Genomic DNA, 19,399 nt, shown 5'->3' with positions numbered 1-19,399 from the left:
GCGTGTTTATTCAGAACCTCGCGAAACCGTGATCGTGGCTGTCAAAGGCAAATGGTCGGACGCGGCGCGCAGAATGGACGAGTTGCAAACGCGTATGTTCATGATTGCATCGGATCTGTCTGTCAAAATTCGGTCCAGAGGCAGGATCGGCCATTGGGCGGGAAACGTTGCCCGGGCCGGGCCTTGTAGATTGCATCCGATCAGGCGCGGATGAAACATCAGCCCGCCCCATGGCCGCCACTCATTGAGGTCCCCCAGCACAACGGTTTGCATCCGGGGGCGGCGATGCAGATACTGACCGATGATCCGCATCTGCACCATACGCAGGGGCTGAAACAGAGACAAATGGGCCGAGATCACGCGGACCGGTATGCCATCTCGCAAGGTTTCAATGACAACCGCGCCGCGATGGCAATGCCCGGGCAAATCCAACACATCCTTGTGCGTCACGTCATAATGCGGGCTCAGAAACAGGATGGTGCCCAGAAACCCGTCGCTGTCAGGCCCCCATCTCATCGTGTCGATGTCATGCTGATAGGTTAGGCCGGTGTCGTCAGAAATGCGCGCAACGTCCAGAATACGGCCATGCGGGCGGCATTCCTCATCTGCTTCTTGCAGCGCCAGGATATCCAAACCCAACGGGGCAAGGTCACCAGCGATCGCCCGATGAATCCGTTCAGGATCGACACGGGTGTCTTGTCCTCTGGCGCGGTGAACATTCCAGGTTGCGCAGGTCAACTGGGTCAGACGCATTGAGTTTACTTTATCGGAGCGAATAAAAGACTATATCGATACAGCAACTTAATTCGACAACCTGAAAAGGGCCAGCCATGCGTAAACTTGCCTTGAGCGTTCTGCTCGCGTCCACTCCGCTTGCCGCCGCAGCCGAAATGGCCAGCTATGAACTTGACCCGGATCATACTACGGTTTTTTTTACTGTTGAGCATATTGGCTATGCCAAAACACTTGGGGTTTTCGGCAAGGTTGAAGGCACATTTGACTATGACACGGAAATCCAGGAACTGGCGAATGTTCAGGTCACAATCGACGCCGGCAGCGTCAACACGTTCCACAAGGCACGGGATGGGCATGTAAAGCACAAAGATTTTCTGCATGTGTCCGAATTCCCCGAGATCACGTTCGTCGCGACCTCGGGCTCTGCAAAAACTGAAACATCCGGCACCGTCACCGGTGACTTGACCATCCTTGGCGTATCACAGCCCGTGACGCTGAATGTGACGCTCAACAAGTCAGAGGCCTATCCCTTCGGGCACAAACGCCATGTATTGGGCTTGTCCATTGATACAGCCATCCAGCGCAGCGATTTTGGTATGAGCTATGCTGTCGACAACGGGCTGGTCGGCAATGAAGTGGATATCAGAATTGAAACCGAAGCCATGCAGATCAAATAAGCGCTGCGCCGCGCGCGGTTGACCGGTGCACGGACTCGCTGCCGATGTACCGCGACACCAAAGTCAGGACGGTAGGGAAAACGCGCGCCTGTCCGGTTCGAAGGTCAGGTTGGCGCGCCGCGCCAGCTTGCAACACGCGTGAATGAGCTTCTTATGATTATACATAGCCGATCTGCCCCTGATTGAAATCATTCGGTGATCGCCAAACCCATCCACCAGAAAAAACTGTTTCACGCCCGCTTCCTGCCCAAATACGATGTTGCGAAAATGCAGGTCAGCCGCGACCAGATTCTGGTTGAAATAGGTGTTTACAAACTCGTTGAGCGGATCAAGTGCGTCCGCCATCTCATTTCTGGCAATGATCTCTTTCAAAGTCGGCGCCAACTTGCCATTGTCGCCGCTCACAGCATTCCACAATGCACCCACCCCAGCCGAGGTTTCGACCAGCCCCAGAAACCTGGGAATTGGAAGCGGCGCGGCTTCGTGATCCCAATTCTCATTGACTTTCCGCCAATACGCGGCCTCTTTCAAAATAACACGTTGTTCGCTGGTGGCGTAGACTTTGCGCAAAGTCTGTTTTGGACGCGATAACCGGTCGTAACGTTCTGCATATCTTGGAACTTTCAACACAACGGCATTGTTCGCGCCCGTAAGACCCGCATCCTTGCCCTGTATCAAAAAGATGTCACGCTGTTTGCCGCGCGCCACCGGTTCATATGCGCGCAGATCAAAAAATCTGCGGCCCTTTGTGAAACGCTTCATGCACGAAGCCTTACCAAACGGGGTATTCACAAAACATAAACAAGCGCGTGACGGATGATCGAGATTGCGTGAACACAGAAGAAGAACAGGAAATGTGTTAAAATCGGAATAAGACGTTTCCTGAATATGTAACCCGAGCTTCTGACCCTCATCCGCAAGTCAGATTGCCCGGCACGAGACAACGAATACGGAGGAAGAGAATTGCGACTGTTAAGACTTCTATCTTCTCTCAGATATGTATTTGCTGTGCTCGCGGTGGCAGGGTTCGCCTTCCTCGGCTTTCAGTCTTTTACGTTTTCCGGCGGCGACATCGCTGCACCCGATATTGGCGTCGGTTCCGCAATTCCCGATGCGACCGAACAATCGCCGGAACCAGAGCCTGAGCTCGCCGCACCCTCAACCTACGTGGTCGAGGTCGTCCTTCCCGTCGTCAGTTCGCTTCTTTCGGTCCTTGGATTCCTTAGTCAGATGTATTTCACCAACCGGTCCGACCTGCGCGAGCAACAGAAATTCAATCTTGAGCTTCAAAAAGCGGCGGCAGCGCAGTCCTCTCGCGGCAAACCCAAAAAGAAGATCAAGGCCCGTCACATGAAAACAGCGCCGCGCGACGGGCGGCTCATCGAGATTTACGCCGGTAAACGTTGGTGGCCGGTCCGGTATCAGGACTGTCGGTGGATGCGCGACGATCCCGATTTTGGCAACGAACCCGACTTCTGGGAGATTGATGGCCTCAGGGGTCCGATCCGGATCGAACTGCATCAAGCCAAGGCGTGGCGGCAGGCCCGGGCTGGCTGAGATCAACGCTCGTTAAGGGCGGCAATAGGGAATGTCGCAACTCAAGTCATTCGAGAAGCGCACCGACTGCCCGTTGATTTCGACGATGAACCCGGATGCTGCGTACCACCAACGGCCTTCCCCCACACCGGGCTGGGCCGCGTCGCATTGCTTGCCAAGATAAAAGGTTGCGCCGTTTGGTGTTTTGACAACTGCGCCATGCTGATTGCAGGCAATCGACAATTCCAGCGGGATGTTATGTTCGGTCGCAAATGCAGATGTCCCCAGAACCGCCAGAAATAGGGCGCAGGTTTTCAGATTATTCATTTTTCAATCCTATGGTTGGTTCAAAAAATTTGGCTTTGACGCTTCACAGATTAAGCAAGCTTCGTCGCACCGGAAACCCTTGACTGAAAAGACCCCTACCCGCCAATCGGAGATATTCCACCAGCAAATGCCGCCAGAATAGGTGCGGCCAATGCAAAACCTGCGCGGAATATATCACTGCCCCCTTCTGACAGGCCATGCGTCGCGCGCCAGTCGTTGACGTCGAATTCATCGGTATCAGACCCATCCCGCCGCGCCACCATCGCAAGTGTCTTGACCCGACCATCCAGAATAACGGCCACCGGCAGGAAGTAGCTGAGCATCAACAGGCAAAAATAGGTGCCGGTAAACAGAGCTGACGCAGTCACCAACGCGCTATATTCGCTTTTGTCAGCATCCGAGATCAGCGGAAGGGGCCAATACATCCAACTGGTTGCGAAAAACATGCCGAAGGTCAGGATCAGGCTGGAAAGATACAGTTGCTGCCGCATATGACGCAGGCTGCGTGCCAGTTCATCTGCCGATTTTTCAATGTCGCCGGGCGCGCGCGAAGCAAGGCACAGGATCATGCCGACAATCAAAGACCCCACGGCAAGTCCGGCCAGCGCGTTGATGATATCCAGAACGCGCCGGAACAAGGTGAACACCGGAATATCTCCGCACCGGCCCAGCAGCCAAATGTCGTCCGGTGTTCGGCACCCCGGCAACTCGCCCCGCGCCAGCGCCATTTCGAAAACGGCTTTACCGACCTGATGGTAAATCTGGGGTGCCTCGCCCGTTGAATGCTGTTGCACCGTCGGAATGATCGCCAGCGCAAGAACCACTAGAACGGTTACGATAGACGCGATTTTGGTCCGCCGCTCCAACGGGCGCATCAGGTTGCGCGCCAGAACGGCCACTGGCAACAACGCCAGCGCCGAAAAGAACCAGGAAGCGGCCAGAAACCGAAACCGCCCAATGGATTCAAACCAGGTAGGTTCGGCAACCAGGATCGAAACCGGAACCTGAAGATCAGCAGCAATCATATGCTGCTGGATCAACTCATGCGTCACAAACACCGCAACTGGCAGCAACACAATCGCAAAATAGCGCAACTCCACCCGGCGCTCGGACATCTCCAACCCTTTGCATTGTCACCCAAAGTCACATCGAGTCTAACATGAAATGCGAATGTTAGTATTGAATTGCAGTGAGAGGCGCGCCTCAAGAGCAGGACGTTTCGTTGCCAAAATCCCAGCACCTGTGCTGCCGTGCGGAAAAGCGCTGCAAGCTGACTTGTCTTTACCTTCTGTTCAGGCCAATTCGGACCGAACGGTTTTACGCCTGCGTAACGCTGCCACCGCACCCATTCCACCGATCAACAGCCACCCGCTTGCCGGAAGCGGCACCGGAGCCGGAGTCGTGTACGTTCCGGCGGCGTTACCATAGGCTTGCGCAAAAATGGTCCCGCTGGAATCGGTGCCGAAGTTAATGTTGTGGGATCTGTTGATATTCAGGAAATCTGTCGATGTAATCGGCGCCGTACTGCCCAAACTGGAATTGAAAGCTGTCACCAGGCTGAACTCTCCGATCGCGTATCCGTTTATCGTGCCTGAATAGCTTGCCCCTCCGGTCCTGGCAAAAATCTGCTGTGCATTGAAGTTGCCAAGCCCCCAGTCGTTGTAAACCGCAAGCGATGCATTGGTAATGTTAACGACGTTGCTTCCATACCGCAGCGTTCCCAAAACGCCGTCATAGACTGTGAATGTCCCGCCGCTGGAATGGGTCCGTGTCGAGGACGGGCTTGCGGCGCTGTCGAAGGTATATTGGAATGTCACCTGATCGTTTAAGCCACCACCGAATTCGGTTGCATTGACGGTGGTTGAGAATTGATGTGTGACCGTCATGGCCGCCGCCTGCAATGCACCGATGACCAAGAAAAATAACGCACCAAGCGCGATACTTGCCAGTTTGTTTGCAGCCATGTCCCCGACCCCTAAAATCATTAACACATATAATAATTCCAATTGTTGCAAAAATGCCAGGAGCTGTCAATTTTGCGCTTTTCGACGCTGGTCTGCATCGAAATAGAGACGCCAAGCTACGCCAGAGTAACGCATAACGGCATGGTTTAGTTTGACAATTATGTCAGGCAATCAACTCGACATGTGCCTCGGGAAAAGCCGTCAGAACGGAATTGGTCTCTTTGGGCGATAACAAACACAGTGCGGTGGACAGTCCATCCGCCAGTGCTGTCTCAGGGGCAGAGACCGAAACGGTCCCGCGTATTGGTGCATTGCCTCGCGGATGCAGAATATGACCTTGATCGTCCGAAAGCCGCATTGCACCGGGAGAAGACGTTGCAACCGCACGGTCAGTCAGAGTGATGCGTCTTGCGACCTTTCTGTGCGCGTTGGCCAAGCCAATGGACCATGGGGAGCCGTCACTGCGGCGACCCAGGGCTGCGACCTCACCCATATCCACCAGAACGTTGCGCAAGCCATAAGAGCGCAGCAGCGCCGCGATGCGGTCCGTGATTGCGCCCTGCGCGATGCCATTCAACGTGATCGCAGACAGACCCGGCTGCGGCAGGCGAATGGCGTCCGTGCCGATCTGTACCTTGTCCCAGCCGATGCTTTGCTGCGCCATGTTGACCACGTCTGCAGACGCACCCGCAGCGAGCGCCATCCACAAGGGTTGAACCGTCGGATCAAACACACCGCCCGAGGCCGTGTGAATGACCGAACACAGGCTGAGAACGCTCAGAAAGTCCGGGGCCGGACCAGACAAAACCCCGTCACGGTTCAAAAGGCTGATCTGCGAATTGGGTCGGTAGAGGCTGAAGATATCTTCCAACCGGCGCAGTTCGGCTTCGACGGCGGTAAAGATCGGGGCAGCCTCAACGGCAGAGAGACCTTCCAGACGCAGGCTGGCCCGCGCGCCAAGTGCCACGCCGGACCAGTGGGCCGATGTGGCTGCCGTGGCCGGAAAGGCTGTGCAGGCGGCCGAGATGGTCAGGAAACGGCGGCGGGACAGGCGTGTCATGCGGGGGTCTCCAGCTTGAGGTCCAGATCGACGGGGCCCAGGACCTCGGCATCGGGAATGTCCGACAGAGGCAGGGCACTGCCGCCATAGTCACTGATGAACGCCTCGGCGGCAGTCGGGTCGGCAAAGGGTACAACCTCACGCGCGCCCATGCCGCCCTGCACGTTGGCTCCGACCACGAAGGTCGCGCCATCGGCGGGAATCCAGTTCGAGATACCCGGCTGCCGCCAACTGGGGGCGACGCTCATGTCACTGACATAAACGGCGGTGATCTTGGCGTCGCGTTCGGGGCTTTTGAGATAGGCCACCATGTCGCGGACCTGAGCAAAGAACAGCGGCGCAGGGTAGCCCTCCAGATGGATCTGCCCCTTGGGCCCGCCATGTTCGGCGATGCTCATCTGGCAGAAGAAACTCAGCGCGTCAGGGGTCAGGTCCACAGCGTCGGGGGCCTCGGCGACCTCTTCCTTACAGGCACTCAGCGCGATCAGGGCAATCAGGCACAGGCGTTTCATGGCTCGACCCTCCGGAACGCGAGGCGTGCAAGGGCAAAGCCAATCACCGGCCAGATCAAAAGCGATGCAGGTGCCGCCCAGACCGGCAGCGCTTGCGCGGCCCCGGTCATGCCCGAGGCCATGGCGACGCCTTCGGTTGCGGCGATGTTCCACAAACGGAATGCGTCGGCCGGGTTGGCCACCATCACCCACGGAAAGACGGATTGGGTGAAGACGCCGCCCTTGTCCATGACGACGGCCCCCAACAGGCCCAGATCATAGAGGACGACAAAAACCAGCCAGAGCCCGGCCGACAGACCCGCCGCCGCCGTGGCCCCCTTAGCCAAAGCGGACAGCAGGTATCCCAGCGCTAAAAAGACAGCGCCCAGCAGGATGGATGTGAGGATCAGGCGCGCCAAGGCCATCAGGCTTTCAGGCCCCGCGCCACCAAAGAAGGCCGCCACCGCGCCTGCGGTGCCGAAACCGACGGTCATGGCAAAGGCCAGCGCGGCCAGATGAGCGGTGAACTTGCCCAACAGGATTTCTCCGCGCCCCGCCGGGTAGGAGAGCAGCAGCGAAAGACTGCCGCGATCCACGTCGCCTGCGATGGCATCAAAAGAAATCATCAGCGCCAGCAAAGGCGCAAGATAAACCGACAGCGTGGTCATAGACGCGACCGAAACGGTCAGCATATCGACCCCCAGCGTGCCAGTTGGTGCGCTGCCTGCAAATGTCAGCGCCAGCGCGAACAGCACCATGATCAGCGTCGCGACCAGCAGCCAGCGGTTGCGGCGCAGGATCAGCATTTCGGTGCGGGTGATGGCGAGGAAGCGGGTCATTGCAAATCCTCCTGTGCATAATGGCGATAGAGGTCTTCCAGCTTGGGCGGAGTCATTTCCACATCCGCCACCGCGTCGCCCAATCCCGCGATGCGGCGAAGGGCCTCCATCTTGTCTTCAGGGGTGCAGAGCAGTTCCACAGACGCCCCGTTGATCCGATTGCCGCCCAGTTCGGCGGCCAAGGCGTCAGGGTTGGCACTGGCGCGCACTTTCAGGCGGATCGGCAGACCGGCCAGCGCAGACAGGTTTGTCAGCGTGTCGTCGGCCACCATCCGGCCCTTGCGCATGATGGCGATGCGGTCGGTGCGGGCCTCAACCTCGGTCAGGGCGTGAGACGCAATCAATACGGCGGTGCCTTGTGCAGCCAGCTCATCAATGATGGCATACAAATCCTGCCGCGAGATCGGGTCCAGCCCGCTCGTTGGCTCATCCAGCAATGCGACTTTCGGCTGACCCAGCAGCACCTGTGCCAGACCCAGACGTTGGCGCATCCCCTTGGAATAGGCCCCAATCCGGCGGTCCAAAGCGTCGCTCAGGCCAACCCGCTCCAGCAGGCCGGGTACGTCTGCCTTTGCGCCCGAAAGCTTGGCAAACAAGGTCAGTTGCTCGCGGCCCGTGAGCGCCGGATGGAAGGACACCGCCTCGGGCAGATAGGCCGTCTCGCGCCGCGCCTGTGCGCTGCCGGGGGTGGCCCCCCCGATCCGAATGGCTCCGCCATGGATCGGCGTCAGGCCGAGGATGGATTTGATCAGCGTCGACTTGCCTGCGCCGTTATGGCCCAGCAGCGCAACGCGCTGACCGGGGGCAAGAGACAGGGTGATGTCGTCAAGAACGCGGGTCTTGCCACGGTCCTTGCAGACTTGGTTAATCGTCAGGGCCTTATCCGTCATGAGGCACCTTTTTCATAGCTGGGGGTTCAGGGGCTTGCATCAATGGGTTGCTGTCCATCACACCCCCCGGCAACAGCGCCGGGAAGGCCGATTGCGACCAGCGCACCAGCTGCACGGCAGGCGAGCCGAGCAACAATTTGGCTGCGGGTTGGGTCCACAGCACGTGGTCCATTGAATCGTTGGGGCGATACGGGGCATCGGCCACGCCGTTGCCATCCACATCATAGGCGGCGAAATCGGACCAATAGTTTCCGCGCCCGTCTTCTGACCACTCGACCCATTTGGTCGAGACGTATTTCACCTGCGTCCGGTTGCCGACAAAGGCGTTGCCGACGATCCGGTTGCGTTCACTGCCAGCGGTAAAGTGGATGCCGATGCCGCAACCCTGGAACCAGTTGTCAGTGAAATCGTTCTTGTTCGAATTATACAGGAAGGTGCACTTCTCTTTCGCACCTTTCACAACATTGCCGGTGATGACGCTCTTGTTGGCATAGTTCAGCATCACGCCATGTTCGCGGTCGTCAATCGAGACGTTGTCGGTGACTATGACATTCGATGTGAACATCACCGCATAGCCCAGATCGTTGCCGATCGAGACATTGTTGCTGACCTCAGAATTGTCGGCATACATGTAATGGACAGCAAAACGCAGGTCGCGGAACAGGTTGCCGGTGAACAAATTCTTCTTCGAAGAATTCACGAAAATCCCGTCGCGGCCAAACTGAATGTCATTGTCGGCGACTACGGCACCGGGCGCGTTCCAGACATAGACCCCGTTGCCGCGCGCGTTCATGTGACGGTCCTGCCGCCCTTCGATCCGGTTGCGGCGCACGATGCTGTCCTTGGCTCCATGGATGTCGATGCCATAGAGATTGCCCAGCAACACATTGTCCTCGACCACCGGCGCGTGGGCCGTTTTGGTCAGCTGGATGCCGCTGTCGATCCCGTCATGGCTGTCGCCTGATCCGATCACCGTCAGCCCGCGCACGATCACGCCCGGCCCGGTCACGGTGATGACGCTGCCCTCACCTTGTCCGTCAATGGTGGCCAAGCCCTGCCCGTCAATCGTGACGGGCCGGTCCAGAACAAGCGTTTCGGTGTAAACACCGGGGCTCAGGCGGAGGGTGTCCCCATCCGCCGCCTGCGCCAGTATCTGATTGATGGCCCCCGCCCGGTTGGGCACATCCCAGTCCGCCGCCCAAAGGGGCGAGCCGAGCAGGAGCGGTATGAGCAGGGACCAACGCATCGTTACGCGCTCCGCGGCTCAACGAACATCCGGCCGCGCATTTCCATGTGCAGCGCGTGGCAGAACCACTGGCAATAGAACCAGTGCACGCCCGGACGGTCGGCAATGAACGTGACCGAGGCGGTGGCCTGCGGTGCAACCTCCATGGCGACGCCGAAATTCGACAGGCAGAAGCCGTGGGTCACGTCGTCCACATCATCCAGGTTGGTGACATAGACAGTGACTTCGTCGCCCTGTTTGACAGTGAACTTCTCCATGCTGAATACAGGTGCGACCGAGGTCATGTAGACCCGCACCTTGTTGCCATCCCGGATGGGTTCCTCGGCACCGTAATCCAGATCGACGCCATCGGCCTCGGCCTGTTTGCGCGCATCTTCCCACATCGGGTCGTTGCGATCCCAGACATTGACCGGGTTCACCTTGGACCGGTGCACAAGGATCGAATCGTGCGGTTCCGCAAAGGTCGGGCCGTCATGGACCACCTTCATCTTGTCGCCCGAGATGTCGATCAACTGCTCGTTTTCGGGCTTCAGCGGCCCAACGTTCAAGAAGCGGTCTTTCGAGAACTTGTTCATCGAAATCAGCCACTTGCCATCCGCCTCGGCGGTTTCACCCATCGAGGTCGAGTTGTGGCCCGGCTGATACTGCACGTCCACCTTGTCGAGGATCGGGTCAACATCCGAGCCGCCATATGCTTCGATGGCTTTGGCGATGTCCCATTTCACCACCTGGCTGTCCAGGAACAGGGTCGTAAAGGCGTGACCTTTGCCGTCAAACGCGGTGTGAAGCGGGCCAAGGCCCAGCTGCGGTTCGGCTACGATGGCCGAACGCGGATCGGCGTTGTCGGCAAACAGCGCATCCAGTTTTTCAACGTCGATCACGGACACGGTCGGCGACAGCTTACCGTTAATCATCACATGTTTCTTGTCAGGGGCGACGTTGACACCGTGCGGCGAGTTCGGGATCGGGATGTAACGGGTCAGGTTGCCGCCCGCCTCTTTGCGGCCATCCACAACCTTGACGCCGTTCAGCTCCTGATAGTTACCGGCAGCCACGGCCTCTTCGATGGCCTTGAGGTTGAATACGACCACATGGTCCAGCTCACTCTCGGTCATCTCGGCCAGGTTCATCCCCATTTCCGAGTTGTACGAGGTCGAGAACGCGTATTTGCCCTGATAGTCACAGTCGGTGTTGTCGAGGTTGCCCGACACCATCACCTGCCATGCGATCTCCATTGTGTCGCCGTCAATGGCGGTAAAGATGTTCACGTATTGCGACGGATCATCGAGGATCTGGCCATCGTTGACCAGCGGTGCTTCGTGTTCGCCATTGGCAAAGACATAACCGGTGCGCGGGTATTTCTGCGGACGCAGGCCGTGGATGTCATGCGCGTTCGGGATCTCGATGATCTTGTCGCATTTCATCACATCACAGCGCACACGGGCCACGCGGGTGTTGGCTTTGTCGTTCATGAACAGATAGCGGCCATCATAGGTGCCATCGGTGAAGGACATATGCGGGTGGTGCAGGTCGCCATTGTCATAGGTGACCTTGCCGTTTGCGGCCAGAAACTCCTTGGTTTCGGGCAGCAGACCTTCGGTCAGAACCTTCAGCGATTCATTGGTCTGACCCCAGCCGGTGGCCGAGCAGCGGTTGAACACCGGCACCCGCATCAGCTCGCGCATCGAAGGCACACCCAGAATGCGCAGCTCGCCAGTCTGGCCCGAGGACCAGAAGCCGTAATATTCGTCCAGCTCACCCGGCTCAAGATGCGCATTCGCGGCGGCACTCGCCTCGCGCGCGGTCATCAGGGTCGAACCCAGCCCGGTCCCGGCAATCACCGCGCCGGTTGCGGTTGCGCCCAGCATCCCGCGGCGTGTGATGTTCAGTTTCTTGTCATGTTCCGACATGATCGTCCCTCCTTTTAGGAAACGGTTTGCGGTTTGGCGTTCGGATGGTTCGCCGGTGGTTGTCCGAGTGGGGTCTTCATCTGGACCGACCCTGTCTTGGCCCGCCGTTTCAGCTGGCGGATAACGACGGGACATTTGTCCTCGGACTGATAGAGCACCTGACAATGCAGGCAGGTGACGCACTCGTTTGGATTGATCTCACCGGTGGGGTGGATCGCCTGAACGGGGCATTCGTTGGCGCAGGTCTGGCAAGGCGTGCCGCAATCCTTGTAGCGGCGCAGCCAGTCGAACATGCGAATACGGGCAGGGATCGCCAGTGCTCCGCCCAAGGGGCAGAGGTAGCGGCAGTAGAACCGTTCCACGAACAGCCCGATCCCGAGCAGGGTCAGCGCAAAGACCACAAACGGCCAGTCGCGCATGAATTTCAGGATGATCGCGGTCTTGAACGGCTCGACCTCGGCATAGGTCTCGGCCAGCGGGATCGAGACAAAGCTGATCCCGAACAGCACCAGAAAGATCATGTATTTCGCAGGCCAGAGGCGTTCGTTCAGGCCCCAAGGTAAGGTCCATTGCGGCACCTTGAAGGCCCGCGCGATCTTGTTGGTCAGTTCCTGCAACGCGCCGAACGGGCACAGCCAGCCGCAATAGGCCCCACGCCCCCAGAACAGCAGCGCGGCAGCCACGGCGAACCACTGGATGAACACCAACGGGTCCAGCAGGAAGGCATCCCATGAAAAGCCTGTGCGCAGGCTGCCCGCCAGCGCCATCAGGTTCACCACACTCAACTGCGCATTGGCATACCAGCCGATGAAGAACAGCGTCATGGTCAGATATCCGATGCGGAACCAGTAGAAGACCCGCGCGTTCATGGTGGCGTGGAACTGGAAGAAGAAGGTCGCCGTCAGCACCAGCAGCATGACGCCCAGCACCCCGATCTCGACCGTGCGGTCCTTCCAGATGCGTTTCCAAAGCGCGGCCTTGGCCGCCGCTTCGCCGGTGGCGTCATCGACGACCACAGGGGCCGCGACGGGCAGCAGATACTGCTCGGGCAGTTTGTAGCCCAGATCGAAGGTCAGGAACGTTTTCTCGACCGCACCCACGGCCCGCTGCGCCAACAGTTGCAGGCGGAAGGGCTCGGCGGGGTCGAACTCGGCCTCGGCGGGGATTTTGAAGATGTCCAGTTCCGTAAAGCTTGGGGCATCGGGCGCTGCAACCTCGCCCAGACGACGCTGCTGCTTGTCAAAGAACCGCACCGAGTTGTCGCCTTGGATCAGCTGAATTCGGTCGAAAATCCCGCCCCGGACGTAGCCAGAGCCCTTGAAGCTGTAGGCCCCGCGCCCCAGCACCAGAATGGCCTGTTCGCCTTCGTCCAGCCATTTGACCATATTCTGATATTCGGCCTCGCCCAGCAGCGACTTGCCGATCGACGGCACCGAGACCAGCGCCATATGCATGTCGATATAGGTGTCATCAGGCTCGCCGGGTTCGGGGCGCTTGATCGCCCGCTGATCGCCCGTCGCCTCAAACGCCGCGTTGACCTGCCCGATATCCAGCGTCAGCCGCCGGACTGAGCCGTCGCCCGACAGCGTCGTCCAGTCATAGATGGCGTCCTGCGCCATATCGACCTCGCGCTTGGGCCCATCGGCCTGCGCCGGTGCCAAGCCGCCTAGCCCCAAAGCGCGCGCGACCTTGATGCCGCCGCGCACAAGGCTGTCGTCGATCACCATGATCGTGACGGTGGCCCCCGAGATGATATCAAGGTCATGTCCTTCGCCGCCGGTTTCGGCCTCAACCTTCAGGTCCAGACCGGCATAGCCTTCGGTCAACTCCACCATGCGGGAATTGGGAATACCGATTAGGACAATCGGTTCGGAGTGTTTGACCAGCTGCACCCCGGTCAGCACCGCGTCGTCATCGATGGCCGCGACCACATGAATGGGCTTGCCGGAGTACCCGGTGGTGCCGACGAAGTCGGATGTCAGGAACGCCCAGGCCACGGTCTCCCCACCTTTAAGAACGGGCGCAACCGGCACATCATCGCGCACCGGGCCAAAGGCATCGGCACCGGGGGCCAGATCGGCGGGCTCAATCTCGGGCAAGAAGCTGGCAAGGCTGTCGGCATGGGCGCTGATCGCCATCAGGCAGGACAGGGCAAGGGCCAGCAGAAAATGGATTGCGCGACTTACGACCACGGCGCACCTCCGATAGTTTGGGTGAATGCCATGGACGCGCGCAGGGCGCGTTCGGTTGTGATTTCGGGCGCGCATGGGGGCCCTCGGGTCTCGGGCCACAGCCGATGAGTTTGGTACAAAACGGAAGATGTGCCGATTTTCCCATGTACAAAATGGAAGATTCCGGCCTGCGCCACCTCTGGCAGCTCGGGCATCGGCGCGGCGCTGGTCACGGCGCACAGCGCGCAATCGGCGCATTTCGAGCAATACGCGGTCGGGTCTTCGGCACCCTCCTCAAGGTCAACCTCGACCCAGACCGCGCCGCCTTCCGAGCAGATCTCCACCCAGACACTCTCACCGGGACTCGCCAGCGCCGGTGCAATGGTCTGCAACAAAAGAAGGAGTATACCCGCCAACCCGGCTGCCGCGCGAACCGCGCGGTCAGGGAGATTGTGCAGAGGGGTCAGGGCAGGCATGGAGTCTCCGACTCGGGAAGCTATGCCTTGGTGGTAGAGGATTTGACCGAGTCGCCACTTGACTTAGGTCATTTATTTTCGAACCGGCCAAAAATTAATCAAATTCGAAAATTTACATTTATAATCAATCGTCTGCTTCATCCATCAATCCGCGCACCCAGCGTCCCGCCAGCCAGGCCGCTGGGACACCCAAAGGGATGGACCACAGGATTGCAGGCACCGGACCGATGGCACCAAAACCTGCGCCGTGCAGGATCAGCCCGGCCAGAAACAGGTTGATGGCCACAGTCAAAGCCGTGGCCGGATAAAGCAAAATGGCCAGTTTCCAGACCGGCCATTTGCCCTCAGTGACTGGTGCCTTCCGAGAAGGTGATTTTGTTCCAGACATTGTACTTTCCAGACGGTTTGCGCATCGGTAGACGCCGCACTTCCTCAAGCGTCTGCGCGTCATAAACGATCACCGCGCCGTCATCTTCCCAGATCGACACCAGCGCATGGCTGCCATCTTTGGTGAACTCTACATGCGCCACGGTCTTGCCCGGCGCAGGGCGCAAGGTCTTCACGATCTCAAGGCTCTGCTTGTCAATCACATGCATGGCGTCTTTGTTGGGGCCAAAGAACACATCGGCCCAGACATACGGCGAATTCTCATGGCTGCGCATGAAGAAACCCGGCCCTTCGGTCTTGATCCGCTTGACGGTTTCCCATGTCCCCATGTCGATCACCGACACCATGCCATCGGTCAGATGCGGCGTCGCCATCACGGTGGTATCCACATGTTTCCATGTGATCCCCGAACCCAAATGCGGCATCCCCGGCAAGTCCAGATCAGCCACCTTGTGCCCGATCACCAGGTCGATCACCTGTCCGCCCTTGCCATCGCGCGAGGCACCCATGACGTATTCATAGCTCTGGTCGAAAAAGAAGTCGTCCAAATAGTCGGGCGTCGTGATCTTGCGCACCGGAAACGGATCGGGGTTCTTGAACTGCCCCTCAATGCGAAAATCATGCCCCAACCCGAATTGCGGAGGGTTGGCGCCGTAAAACACCTCCCAAATCTCGGGCACATCTTTCAGTGCCAGCACAAAGCTCTCGCGGGGCGGCGCCTGATAGACGGCAGAGACGCGGCTGGGAACGCCTTGTTTACTTTTTACTTCAATGACTTTGGCCACCGACAGATCCTCTGTCGACAGCAGCGTCAGCGAGTTCGGCAGGTAATTCGCCACAGCCACCCATTTGCCATCGCCCGACATGGCGATGTTGCGGCTGTTCAAACCGGCACGCACGCGGCCCACCTGCTTCAATGCCCAGATGTCATATTTCTGCACCCAGCCATCGCGCGACATGATGAAGACATAGCGCCCATCGGGGCTGAACTTCGGCCCGCCATGCACGGCAAAAGGCGTCTCGAACCGGTCCAGAACTTCGAACGTATCCCCGTCCAATACGCTGACATGATGGTCACCCGTTTCGACAGCCAGAGTGATATTCATCGGATCGCTGTCCCAGACCGGCGCATCGACCGCCACGTAATCCTCATCCAACGTGCGGCTGGCCATGATATCGGCCTCACCCCAATCCGGATCGGTCTCCAGCGGCGATTTAAGCCACCCCGCCAATTCCTCGATCTGCAACGCATCCAACTCGTGCGAGAACGCCGGCATCTGCGTCACCGCGCGCCCCTCGGCAATCACGGCGGCCACCCTTGGCCCGCGCATCCGTTTCAAAGTCTCGGGGATCAGCGCGGGCCCAACCCCGCCCAGCCGGTTCTCACCGTGGCACGCGGCACAATGCTCCGCGTAATCCGACGGCGCATCCGCCCAGGCTGCGCCCACACTCAGAAGACAGGCCAGCCCCCCGATCTTCATCTTTTCAAAAATACTCTCGCCGGAGGCTCCTGCCCTCGCCGCACGCGTAACGGCCGGGCCAGCAGGACCAAGGATTTCAAAAGAACTGATGTGCCGGATCATGACGTTTCCCCCGGAAAGGCGTGACCTGCAGGCGTTCGCCCGCCTCATCCACGCCGATTTCTTCGTTTGACAGATAGCAGGCCGGATCTTCGGCCCACGGATCGCCGGTCAGTTGCAGCGCCCGGATGCGGGTATTGCCGCCGCAGACGTCCTTGAGCTGACAGGCCCCGCAGCGCCCCTTCAGCGGGCGCGGACGGGTGCGCAGCATCGCCAGCATCGGGTCATCGCTGGTCCACAGCTCGGAAAACGGTGCCGTTTTCACATTCCCAACCGTGTAATCCGACCAATAGGTATCCGGATGCACCCGGCCCAGATTGTCGATATTGGCCACACCCAGCCCGCTGGAGTTTCCACCCCACGCGGCAAGATGTTCTCGCACATGCGCCGCTTTGTCGGCGTCGAAATGCGCCCGGACCCAGTTCAGGAAATACCCGGCATCGGCATCATTGTTGCCGGTCACGATGTCCAGCGGGCGGCCCCCGGATGCCGCCTCCCACGCGCGTTCCAGTAGCAAATCCAGACCTGTGCGGGTGCGCAGATGCTCGGCATCTTCGCCCCGGTTCTTATCGCCGCGCCCGGCATAGACAAGGTGGGACAGGTAGAACTTGTCGACACCCTCATCATCACACAGCTTCAGCAGATCGGGCAGATGATGTTGCGTTCCTTCAGTCAGGCAAAACCGCAGGCCAACCTTGATGCCGCGTTTCTTGCATTCACGCACGCCCCGCAAGGCGTCGGCAAAGGCGCCCTCGACACCTCGGAACCAATCATTCGTGGCACCGATCCCGTCCAGCGAGATGCCCACATAGTTGAACCCCACATCGGCGATCATGTCTGCGGTCTCGTCGTAGATCCGGGTGCCGTTCGTGGACAGCGCCAGCATCGGCACCAGTGCCCGCGCCCGATTGGCGATGTCGAAAAAGTCAAACCGATCCAGCGGCTCCCCACCCGAGAGGATCAGGGCCGGGACGCGAAATTGGCCCAGATCCTCAAGGGTTGTCATGGCTTGCTCGTGGCCGAGTTCGCCGGGGAAGGCCACATCCGCCGAGACGGTGTAGCAATGGCGGCATTTCAGGTTGCAGCGCCGGGTCAGGTTCCAGATCACCACTGGCTTCACGGGACCGGGGCGGCGTTTGCGCTCCGGGGTCGGTTTGACCAGCTGGTGCATGTATTCGGTCAGGCGGAACATGTCTCAGCCTTTCGTTTTCAGGCGCAGCCCGGTCTTTTTCAGGATGCGTGTGGAATAGAGGATGTCTTTGGCCCGGCAGGCCTCACCGAGGATGGCCGCGATTTCTGCGCGTTTCTCCTCGACCTCGGCCCGGTCGGTGCCATGGACCATGGCAAACAGGTTATAGGGCCAGTCGGGCAGCGCGCGGGGGCGTTCATAGCAATGGGTGACAAAGGGCAGAAGGCCGATCTGGGTGCCCATCTCGGCCACTTGATCATCCGCCACATCCCACACGGTCATGCCGTTCGACGTCATGCCCAGCTTGTAGTGATTGGGGGCCGCCGCAATGCGCCGGATCACGCCGCGCGACTTCATGTCGGCGAGACGGAACATCAGGGTGTCTTCATCCAGACCCAGCCCCTCGGCCACCTGCGCGTAAGGCGCGGGCACCAGCGGCAGGCCGGTTTGCAGCGCCGCGATAATCTCTCTGTCTTTTGCGTCGATCATGCCGCCACCCGGAAGCCGATGAAAAATTCCTGAAGTTTGGGAAATTGCAGGACTGCGATCCCGGTTTCCCGTTCGATGGCCTCGGCCGCGGTTGCGATCCCCTCGGGTGTTTCGGTCGCCAGAACGAACCACATATTCAGCCGGTGCGTGCGCTCATAATTATGCGCGACCTCTGGATGCGCATTGACTTTGGTCAGGACGGTTTCGAAATCCTTGGGAGGTACGGCCATCGCGCACAGACAGAAGGCCCCACCCATGGCGGCGGCGTCAAAAAACGGGCCGAACCGGGTGATAACGCGGTCCTCTTTCATGCGGGTCAGACGGTTCAGAAGCTCGGTTTCCGCGATCCCCAACTCCTCAGCAATCGCTGCATAGGGGTGTGAGATCAGCGGCAAATCATCCTGCATCCGATTCAGGATCGCGCGGTCGGTGTCGTCCAGTATCATGCCGCCACCTCTTTCGGTTGGATCAGCGCGCCGGTCTGTTTGAAACACCGGGTCGAGAATAGAACCTTGTGCCGCGCACCAGCCAGTTCCGGCAGGGCGGCGGCATTGGCCAGAACTTCAAGCGCTTCGGGGCGTGAGCGGGCGTGGATCATGGAATAAAGGCGATAGGGCCAGACGCCTTCGACCGGGTTGCGCTCATAACAGAGCGTCACGCCTGGATGAGCGGCCAGCGCCGGACCTGCGGCGCCAACCTGATCGGCCGGCATATCCCAGACTACCATCGCATTGGCGGACCAACCCAAAGCGCGGTGGCGCACGATGACGCCGAGGCGCGAGATGATCCCGGCCGCGTGCAGGGCCTCGATCCGTCCCATCACATCGACTGTGCTGCGGCTCAGCGACCGGGCCAGTGCTGCATAGGGTTCTGCGACCAGCGATAGCCCGGAACTGAGCGCCTGCAGCAGCGGCCGGTCGCCGTCCTTCATGGCTGAACAATCCACTTTGCGGGGGCCGGGGACATTGCGGGTTTCGCCCGACATCCGGAAGCCCAGATCGACGTTGAATGGGCGCACCAGCCGTAAGTCCAACACGCGCAATCCGGTGCGGCGGCTGATCCGTGCAAGCGTTTCGTTCACATGCGCGCGGTCCGGGCCGGTGGCCACGAACCACAGGTTCCAGTCGTCCTCGCGCTGGTAATTGTGGTTCACGCCGGGTTCCGCATCGATCAGGGCTGCGACCTCTTCCAGCCGCGCGTCAGGGGCGGCGACTGCGGCAAGGGTGCTGGCGGAGACCGCGCCGGGCGCGATGGTCGCGCCCACCCGGGTGATGCGCCCGGTTTTGCGCATCCGCGCCAGCCGGTCGAGCACTTCGGCCTCGTCCAGACCAAGCGCATCGGCCAGAACCTGAAACGGACGCGTGGTTATGGGGAAATCGCGCTGGAACTCGTCCAGCAGACGGCAATCGATGGGGTCAGTGATATGTTGCAT

21 protein-coding genes are annotated in these 19,399 nt (G+C 59.5%); 2 read left to right on the top strand and 19 right to left on the bottom strand.

Translation table 11 applies throughout. The features are described from left to right. Positions 1-6 precede the first annotated feature (6 nt). Positions 7-753, bottom strand: coding sequence for an endonuclease/exonuclease/phosphatase family protein (locus ACRZ9X_RS14505; RefSeq protein WP_480520042.1), 747 nt, complete (start codon positions 751-753; stop codon positions 7-9). A 77-nt stretch (positions 754-830) separates the two neighbouring features. On the opposite strand from ACRZ9X_RS14505, the gene ACRZ9X_RS14500 reads away from it, so the two are divergent. Continuing rightward, a complete protein-coding gene (locus ACRZ9X_RS14500) occupies positions 831-1,412 on the top strand; it encodes a YceI family protein (RefSeq protein ID WP_480520040.1) in 582 nt (193 codons plus the stop codon). Positions 1,413-1,475: 63 nt separating this feature from the next. Here the strand turns inward: ACRZ9X_RS14500 and ACRZ9X_RS14495 are convergent, their stop codons facing one another. After that, the gene (locus ACRZ9X_RS14495; RefSeq protein ID WP_480520038.1) at positions 1,476-2,174 is read right to left on the bottom strand and encodes a YrbL family protein; all 699 of its coding nucleotides are present in this window, start codon (positions 2,172-2,174) and stop codon (positions 1,476-1,478) included. A 255-nt stretch (positions 2,175-2,429) separates the two neighbouring features. On the opposite strand from ACRZ9X_RS14495, the gene ACRZ9X_RS14490 reads away from it, so the two are divergent. Then, on the top strand, positions 2,430-2,969 hold the full coding sequence (locus ACRZ9X_RS14490; RefSeq protein WP_480520036.1) for a hypothetical protein: 540 nt from the start codon (positions 2,430-2,432) through the stop codon (positions 2,967-2,969). 12 nt (positions 2,970-2,981) lie between these two features. Here the strand turns inward: ACRZ9X_RS14490 and ACRZ9X_RS14485 are convergent, their stop codons facing one another. The 17 genes from ACRZ9X_RS14485 to ahbB (ACRZ9X_RS14405) all read right to left on the bottom strand — a co-directional run bounded on the left by ACRZ9X_RS14485 (position 2,982) and on the right by ahbB (ACRZ9X_RS14405) (position 19,399). Beyond that, positions 2,982-3,275: a hypothetical protein gene (locus ACRZ9X_RS14485; protein WP_480520034.1), complete on the bottom strand. Its 294-nt coding sequence runs from the start codon at positions 3,273-3,275 to the stop codon at positions 2,982-2,984. A gap of 95 nt (positions 3,276-3,370) precedes the next feature. Then, a complete protein-coding gene (locus ACRZ9X_RS14480) occupies positions 3,371-4,390 on the bottom strand; it encodes a hypothetical protein (protein WP_480520032.1) in 1,020 nt (339 codons plus the stop codon). 177 nt (positions 4,391-4,567) lie between these two features. Beyond that, complete coding sequence (locus ACRZ9X_RS14475) at positions 4,568-5,239, bottom strand: VPLPA-CTERM sorting domain-containing protein (RefSeq protein ID WP_480520030.1); 672 nt, start codon at positions 5,237-5,239, stop codon at positions 4,568-4,570. 163 nt (positions 5,240-5,402) lie between these two features. Next, positions 5,403-6,299, bottom strand: a complete 897-nt coding sequence (locus tag ACRZ9X_RS14470; protein ID WP_480520028.1) for an FAD:protein FMN transferase — start codon at positions 6,297-6,299, stop codon at positions 5,403-5,405. After that, positions 6,296-6,811 carry a nitrous oxide reductase accessory protein NosL gene (locus ACRZ9X_RS14465; RefSeq protein WP_480520026.1) on the bottom strand — a complete coding sequence of 172 codons (516 nt, stop codon included), beginning with the start codon at positions 6,809-6,811 and terminating at the stop codon, positions 6,296-6,298. Before ACRZ9X_RS14465 ends, ACRZ9X_RS14470 begins: the two co-directional genes overlap by 4 nt. Further along, entirely contained in the window at positions 6,808-7,629 is an 822-nt protein-coding gene (locus ACRZ9X_RS14460) for an ABC transporter permease (RefSeq protein WP_480520024.1), read from the bottom strand. The genes ACRZ9X_RS14465 and ACRZ9X_RS14460 overlap by 4 nt, the downstream gene beginning before the upstream one ends. Then, positions 7,626-8,519, bottom strand: coding sequence for an ABC transporter ATP-binding protein (locus ACRZ9X_RS14455; RefSeq protein WP_480520022.1), 894 nt, complete (start codon positions 8,517-8,519; stop codon positions 7,626-7,628). The genes ACRZ9X_RS14460 and ACRZ9X_RS14455 overlap by 4 nt, the downstream gene beginning before the upstream one ends. Next, on the bottom strand, positions 8,509-9,765 hold the full coding sequence (locus ACRZ9X_RS14450; protein ID WP_480520020.1) for a nitrous oxide reductase family maturation protein NosD: 1,257 nt from the start codon (positions 9,763-9,765) through the stop codon (positions 8,509-8,511). Before ACRZ9X_RS14450 ends, ACRZ9X_RS14455 begins: the two co-directional genes overlap by 11 nt. 2 nt (positions 9,766-9,767) lie before the next feature. Further along, complete coding sequence (gene nosZ / locus ACRZ9X_RS14445; RefSeq protein WP_480520018.1) at positions 9,768-11,675, bottom strand: TAT-dependent nitrous-oxide reductase; 1,908 nt, start codon at positions 11,673-11,675, stop codon at positions 9,768-9,770. 14 nt (positions 11,676-11,689) lie between these two features. Then, positions 11,690-13,813, bottom strand: coding sequence for a 4Fe-4S binding protein (locus ACRZ9X_RS14440; protein WP_480520121.1), 2,124 nt, complete (start codon positions 13,811-13,813; stop codon positions 11,690-11,692). A 44-nt stretch (positions 13,814-13,857) separates the two neighbouring features. Next, entirely contained in the window at positions 13,858-14,322 is a 465-nt protein-coding gene (locus tag ACRZ9X_RS14435; protein WP_480520016.1) for a DUF2946 family protein, read from the bottom strand. A 124-nt stretch (positions 14,323-14,446) separates the two neighbouring features. Further along, positions 14,447-14,710, bottom strand: a complete 264-nt coding sequence (locus tag ACRZ9X_RS14430; protein ID WP_480520014.1) for a hypothetical protein — start codon at positions 14,708-14,710, stop codon at positions 14,447-14,449. Continuing rightward, the gene (locus tag ACRZ9X_RS14425; RefSeq protein ID WP_480520119.1) at positions 14,667-16,190 is read right to left on the bottom strand and encodes a cytochrome D1 domain-containing protein; all 1,524 of its coding nucleotides are present in this window, start codon (positions 16,188-16,190) and stop codon (positions 14,667-14,669) included. The genes ACRZ9X_RS14430 and ACRZ9X_RS14425 overlap by 44 nt, the downstream gene beginning before the upstream one ends. A gap of 76 nt (positions 16,191-16,266) precedes the next feature. Further along, positions 16,267-17,481, bottom strand: coding sequence for a heme d1 biosynthesis radical SAM protein NirJ (gene nirJ / locus ACRZ9X_RS14420; protein ID WP_480520012.1), 1,215 nt, complete (start codon positions 17,479-17,481; stop codon positions 16,267-16,269). Between the two features lie 3 nt (positions 17,482-17,484). Next, positions 17,485-17,967, bottom strand: coding sequence for a siroheme decarboxylase subunit beta (gene ahbB, locus ACRZ9X_RS14415; protein WP_480520010.1), 483 nt, complete (start codon positions 17,965-17,967; stop codon positions 17,485-17,487). Next, positions 17,964-18,413: an Lrp/AsnC family transcriptional regulator gene (locus tag ACRZ9X_RS14410; protein WP_480520008.1), complete on the bottom strand. Its 450-nt coding sequence runs from the start codon at positions 18,411-18,413 to the stop codon at positions 17,964-17,966. Before ACRZ9X_RS14410 ends, ahbB (ACRZ9X_RS14415) begins: the two co-directional genes overlap by 4 nt. Then, entirely contained in the window at positions 18,410-19,399 is a 990-nt protein-coding gene (gene ahbB, locus ACRZ9X_RS14405; protein ID WP_480520006.1) for a siroheme decarboxylase subunit beta, read from the bottom strand. Before ahbB (ACRZ9X_RS14405) ends, ACRZ9X_RS14410 begins: the two co-directional genes overlap by 4 nt.

This window comes from Ruegeria sp. AL1 (assembly GCF_056540905.1).
Note: the sequence above shows the minus strand (reverse complement) of the source record. Positions and strands in the feature narration are given on the sequence as shown.

Excerpts from the sequence above, each read along its gene's own strand:
- ACRZ9X_RS14505 (WP_480520042.1), bottom strand. The coding sequence starts at position 753 with ATGCGTCTGACCCAGTTGACCTGCGCAACCTGGAATGTTCACCGCGCC.
- ACRZ9X_RS14500 (WP_480520040.1), top strand. The coding sequence starts at position 831 with ATGCGTAAACTTGCCTTGAGCGTTCTGCTCGCGTCCACTCCGCTTGCC.
- ACRZ9X_RS14495 (WP_480520038.1), bottom strand. The coding sequence starts at position 2,174 with ATGAAGCGTTTCACAAAGGGCCGCAGATTTTTTGATCTGCGCGCATAT.
- ACRZ9X_RS14485 (WP_480520034.1), bottom strand. The coding sequence starts at position 3,275 with ATGAATAATCTGAAAACCTGCGCCCTATTTCTGGCGGTTCTGGGGACA.
- ACRZ9X_RS14480 (WP_480520032.1), bottom strand. The coding sequence starts at position 4,390 with ATGTCCGAGCGCCGGGTGGAGTTGCGCTATTTTGCGATTGTGTTGCTG.
- ACRZ9X_RS14475 (WP_480520030.1), bottom strand. The coding sequence starts at position 5,239 with ATGGCTGCAAACAAACTGGCAAGTATCGCGCTTGGTGCGTTATTTTTC.
- ACRZ9X_RS14470 (WP_480520028.1), bottom strand. The coding sequence starts at position 6,299 with ATGACACGCCTGTCCCGCCGCCGTTTCCTGACCATCTCGGCCGCCTGC.
- ACRZ9X_RS14465 (WP_480520026.1), bottom strand. The coding sequence starts at position 6,811 with ATGAAACGCCTGTGCCTGATTGCCCTGATCGCGCTGAGTGCCTGTAAG.
- ACRZ9X_RS14460 (WP_480520024.1), bottom strand. The coding sequence starts at position 7,629 with ATGACCCGCTTCCTCGCCATCACCCGCACCGAAATGCTGATCCTGCGC.
- ACRZ9X_RS14455 (WP_480520022.1), bottom strand. The coding sequence starts at position 8,519 with ATGACGGATAAGGCCCTGACGATTAACCAAGTCTGCAAGGACCGTGGC.
- ACRZ9X_RS14450 (WP_480520020.1), bottom strand. The coding sequence starts at position 9,765 with ATGCGTTGGTCCCTGCTCATACCGCTCCTGCTCGGCTCGCCCCTTTGG.
- nosZ (WP_480520018.1), bottom strand. The coding sequence starts at position 11,675 with ATGTCGGAACATGACAAGAAACTGAACATCACACGCCGCGGGATGCTG.
- ACRZ9X_RS14440 (WP_480520121.1), bottom strand. The coding sequence starts at position 13,813 with ATGGCGATCAGCGCCCATGCCGACAGCCTTGCCAGCTTCTTGCCCGAG.
- ACRZ9X_RS14435 (WP_480520016.1), bottom strand. The coding sequence starts at position 14,322 with ATGCCTGCCCTGACCCCTCTGCACAATCTCCCTGACCGCGCGGTTCGC.
- ACRZ9X_RS14430 (WP_480520014.1), bottom strand. The coding sequence starts at position 14,710 with ATGTCTGGAACAAAATCACCTTCTCGGAAGGCACCAGTCACTGAGGGC.
- ACRZ9X_RS14425 (WP_480520119.1), bottom strand. The coding sequence starts at position 16,190 with ATGAAGATCGGGGGGCTGGCCTGTCTTCTGAGTGTGGGCGCAGCCTGG.
- nirJ (WP_480520012.1), bottom strand. The coding sequence starts at position 17,481 with ATGTTCCGCCTGACCGAATACATGCACCAGCTGGTCAAACCGACCCCG.
- ahbB (WP_480520010.1), bottom strand. The coding sequence starts at position 17,967 with ATGATCGACGCAAAAGACAGAGAGATTATCGCGGCGCTGCAAACCGGC.
- ACRZ9X_RS14410 (WP_480520008.1), bottom strand. The coding sequence starts at position 18,413 with ATGATACTGGACGACACCGACCGCGCGATCCTGAATCGGATGCAGGAT.
- ahbB (WP_480520006.1), bottom strand. The coding sequence starts at position 19,399 with ATGCAACATATCACTGACCCCATCGATTGCCGTCTGCTGGACGAGTTC.